Origin of the sequence: Polaromonas sp. (genome assembly GCF_031411155.1) — a bacterium.
In the GTDB taxonomy this organism is placed as follows: Bacteria; Pseudomonadota; Gammaproteobacteria; order Burkholderiales; family Burkholderiaceae_C; genus Polaromonas.
Window position 1 is genome coordinate 1 of sequence record NZ_JANOAL010000062.1, and the last position, 4,473, is coordinate 4,473.

Sequence of the window (4,473 nt, forward strand, 5' to 3'; positions counted from 1 at the left end):
GCGCCTCATAGCGCTGCATCAGCGGCGTCACCGAGATGCCGTGCGCGATGACCGAGGCGATGACCACGGCCAGCGTGATGGACAGCAGGCGCTGGGCCAGCGCGGGCTCTATCTCGTGGCTGATGGCGTAGAGCAGGTAGTACAGCGAGCCGATGCCGCGAATGCCGAACCAGCCGATCAGGCGGCGCTGCGCGCCCTTCACCGGCGTGCCGAGCAGGCCGATGTAGACCGCCAGCGGCCGGATCAGCAGAAACAGCAGCGGAATGAACCACAGCACTTCGCCGCGAAACCTGACGCTGGCGGCCAGCACGCCGACCACCAGCACCATGGCGACCTCGACAAAGCTCTCGAGCTGGCTGTTAAAGCGTTGCACCGCCCGCATCATGTGGGCCGGTGCTTCGGGCCCCGAGGCTTTTTGCTCGGCGGGGCTCAGGTCGGGCCGGGTGTCTGCGGCTGGAACCGCTTCAGGTTCGTCGATGCGGCGCAGCGCCAGCCCGGCGGCAAACACCGCCAGAAAGCCGTAGGTCTGGCTCAGCAACGCCAGGCCATAGGTCAGCGCAATCAGGCCCAGCGCGATGAACTCGTCGGTGCCCAGCGCCTCGCGGTGGCGCATGCGCAGCACCAGAATCGTGCGGCCCACCAGCGTGCCCAGCAGCCAGCCCAGGCCCAGGCCGCCGGCCACGGCCCACAGCACGTCCACCACCCACCAGCGCCAGCCGGCGTCGCCGAGTTCATGCAAACCGAGCAGGCCCAGCCCGAGCATGACAAAGGGAAAGGCGGTGCCGTCGTTCAGCCCGCCTTCGCCGGTCAGGCCAAAGCGCAGGCGGTCGCGGTCGCCGGCGTTGGCCACCTGCACGTCGGAGGCCAGCACCGGGTCGGTCGGCGCCAGAATCGCGCCCAGCAGCACCGACGCCCCGAGTGACAAACCCATGCCCCATACGCCCAGTGCCGTGATGGCCGCCACCGTCAGCAGCATGGACAGCGTGGCCAGTTGCAGCGGTATGCGCCAGCGCGCGTTGCGCAGCGGCAGCTCCAGCTTCATGCCGGCGGTGAACAGCGAGATCAGCACGGCGACTTCGGTCAGCCGCTCCAGCAGCGCCACGTCTTTCAAGGCGTTGAGCTTGAGCAGGCCCAGTCCCAGCGGGCCGATGGCCACGCCCACGCCGAGGTAGAGCATGGCGGCGCTCAGCGGCAGCCGGGCGATGAAGGAGCCGCCCAGGGTCACCGCAATCAGCAGCGCGCCGACGATGATGCAGCCCAGCGTGAAGTCGGCCGGCTCGCTCATGGCGGCAGCGGTCTGCGCGGAACGCGGTGCTGCGCAGGGTCGCAGCGCGCGAAACGGCGTCCGGAGTACAAATTATTGATGAAATTGGCCTCCAGCCCAGGTATAACGCGCATGAACAGCTATCAAAAAAGTAGCAATTTGCCGCATCAAAATCGTTCGCCTAGCCGCCTTTGTTGCCGCGAATGATGGCGTCGGACACGTCCGTGGGGGCGTGCGCGTAGTGCCTGAACTCCATGGTGTAGGTGGCCCGGCCCTGCGTCAGCGAGCGCAGCGTCGTCGAGTAGCCGAACATCTCGCTCAGCGGCACCTCGGCGCGCACCAGCTTGCCGCCGCCGCCGGCGATGTCTTCCATGCCCTGCACCATGCCGCGCCGCCCCGACAGATCGCCCATCACATGGCCCATGAAGTCTTCCGGCACCTCGACCTCCACCGCCATCATGGGTTCGAGCAGCACCGGTCTGGCGCGTCGCATCGCCTCCCGAAAGGCAATGGCGCCGGCCATGCGAAAGGCGTTTTCGTTCGAATCGACGTCGTGCGACGAGCCGAACACCAGCGTGGCCTTGACGTCGACCACCGGGTAGCTCGCCAGCACGCCCGCCGTCAGGGCGTCCTGAATGCCCTTGTCGACCGCCGGAATGTATTCGCGCGGCACCGTGCCGCTCTTGATGGCATCGACGAACTCGTAGCCCTTGCCCGGCGGCTGCGGCTCCAGGTTCAGCACCGCATGGCCGTACTGGCCGCGCCCGCCCGACTGCTTGATGAACTTGCCTTCCACGTCGGTGACGGCCTGGCGTATCGTCTCGCGGTAGGCGACCTGGGGCTTGCCGACGCTGGCCTCGACCCCGAACTCGCGCTTCATGCGCTCGACCAGAATCTCCAGGTGCAGCTCGCCCATGCCCGAGATGATGGTCTGGCCCGATTCCTCGTCGGTCTGCACCCGGAACGACGGGTCTTCCTGTGCCAGCCGGTGCAGGGCGACGCCCATTTTTTCCTGGTCGGCCTGGGTCTTGGGCTCCACCGCCTGCGAGATCACCGGCTCCGGAAAGACCATGCGCTCCAGCACGATCACCTGGTCCGGGTCGCACAGCGTGTCGCCGGTCGTCACGTCCTTCAGGCCGACCGCCGCCGCGATGTCGCCGGCATGCACTTCCTTGATCTCCTGCCGCACATTGGCGTGCATCTGCAGCAGCCGGCCCAGCCGCTCCTTGCGCGTCTTGCCCGGGATGTAGACCGTGTCGCCGGTCTTGACCACGCCCGAATAGACGCGAAAGAAGATCAGCTGCCCGACAAACGGGTCCGTCATGACCTTGAACGCCAGCGCGGAAAACGGTTCCTCATCGCCGGGATGGCGCTCGGCGTCCTGGTCGTCCTCGGTGTGGCCGAGGATGGCCGGCACGTCGACCGGCGAGGGCAGGTAGTCGACGATGGCGTCGAGCAGCGCCTGCACGCCCTTGTTCTTGAAGGCGCTGCCGCACAGCATCGGCACGATCTGGTTGGCCACGGTGCGCTGGCGCAGGCCCTGCATGATCTCGGCCTCGCTCAGTGCCTCGCCGGCGAGGTATTTTTCGAGCAGCGGCTCGCTGGCTTCGGCGGCGGCCTCAATCATCTTGTCGCGCCAAAGGGTGGCCGTGGCCAGCAGGTCGGCCGGAATCTCCTGGTATTCAAAATGCAGGCCCTGACTGGTGTCGTCCCAGACGATGGCCTTCATCTTCACCAGATCGACCACGCCGTGAAAGTGGTCCTCGGCGCCAACCGGAATCTGCAGCGGCACCGCCACGCCCTTCATGCGCTCACCGATCTGGCGCTGTACGCGGAAAAAGTCGGCGCCGACGCGGTCCATCTTGTTGACGAAGGCGATGCGCGGCACCTTGTACTTGTTCGCCTGGCGCCACACGGTTTCCGACTGCGGCTGCACGCCACCGACGGCGTCGTAGACCATCACCGCGCCGTCGATGACGCGCATCGAGCGCTCGACCTCGATCGTGAAGTCGACATGGCCTGGCGTGTCGATGATGTTGATGCGGTGTTCCGGGTAGGTGCCGGCCATGCCTTTCCAGAAGGTGGTGGTCGCGGCGGACGTGATGGTGATGCCGCGCTCCTGCTCCTGCGCCATCCAGTCCATGGTGGCGGTGCCGTCGTGCACCTCGCCGAGCTTGTGGTTGACCCCGGTGTAAAAAAGGATGCGCTCGGTCGTGGTGGTCTTGCCCGCGTCGATATGGGCACTGATGCCGATGTTGCGGTAGCGTTCGATGGGTGTCTTGCGCGTCATGAAAGCCTCCTTGCGCACCGGCCCGAGCGGCGATGGCTGCCCGCTCAGGGTATGCCAGCGAGGCGATAAAAACAAGCAGACAAGCGCGCATTCACGCCGCGAACGCTGCCCATGCAGCGTTCAGCGTGTGCCGGCCGGTCTATGCCGTTTCGGCCAGCGCATCACCGAGCGCGTTGACGAGCCGGTCAATCTCGGCCTTTTCGCTGATGAAGGGCGGCGCCAGCTGGATGGTGTCGCCGCCGAAGCGCACGTAAAAGCCTTTCTTCCAGCAGTTCATCGCAATCTCGTAGGGCCGGCGCGCCGGCTCGCCCGGCAGCGCGGCAATCGTGAAACCGGCCGCCAGGCCATAGTTGCGGATGTCGGCCACATGCTTGCTGCCCTTGAGGCTGTGCACCGCGTTCTCGAAGTGCGGCGCCAGCGCCTTGACGCGGCCGGGCATGTCTTCCTGCTGCAGCACGTCGAGCGCGGCCACGGCGGCGGCGCAGGGCACCGGGTGCGCCGAGTAGGTGTAGCCGTGCGGAAATTCGATCATGTAGTCCGGGCCGCCGGCGTCCATGAAGGTGTCGTAGATGTCTTTTTTGGCGACCACCGCGCCCAGCGGCTGCGCGCCGTTGGTCACCTGCTTGGCGATGTTCATGATGTCGGGCACCACGCCAAAGGCCTCGGCCCCGGTCCAGGCGCCGCAGCGGCCAAAGCCGGTGATGACCTCGTCAAAAATCAGCAAAATATGGTTCGCCGTGCAGATCTCGCGCAGCCGCTGCAAATAGCCTTGCGGTGGAATCACCACGCCGGCCGAGCCCGAGAACGGTTCGACGATGACGGCGGCGATGGTCGAGGCATCGTGCAGCGCAATGATGTCGAGCAGGCGGTCGGCCAGTTCGGCGCCGGTCGGTGGCATGCCGCGGTGAAACGAGCCGGC

Annotated in this window: 3 protein-coding genes; all 3 read right to left on the bottom strand. The window is 66.4% G+C overall.

From position 1 onward, the window contains the following. The coding region (locus tag RMO23_RS03585) for a cation:proton antiporter (RefSeq protein WP_309678730.1) at positions 1 to 1,285 on the bottom strand (1,285 nt) is incomplete at its 3' end. Between the two features lie 160 nt (positions 1,286 to 1,445). Continuing rightward, on the bottom strand, positions 1,446 to 3,554 hold the full coding sequence (gene fusA / locus RMO23_RS03590; RefSeq protein ID WP_309678731.1) for an elongation factor G: 2,109 nt from the start codon (positions 3,552 to 3,554) through the stop codon (positions 1,446 to 1,448). Between the two features lie 139 nt (positions 3,555 to 3,693). Continuing rightward, a partial coding sequence (locus tag RMO23_RS03595) for an aminotransferase class III-fold pyridoxal phosphate-dependent enzyme (protein WP_309678732.1) occupies positions 3,694 to 4,473 on the bottom strand: 780 nt, incomplete at its 5' end.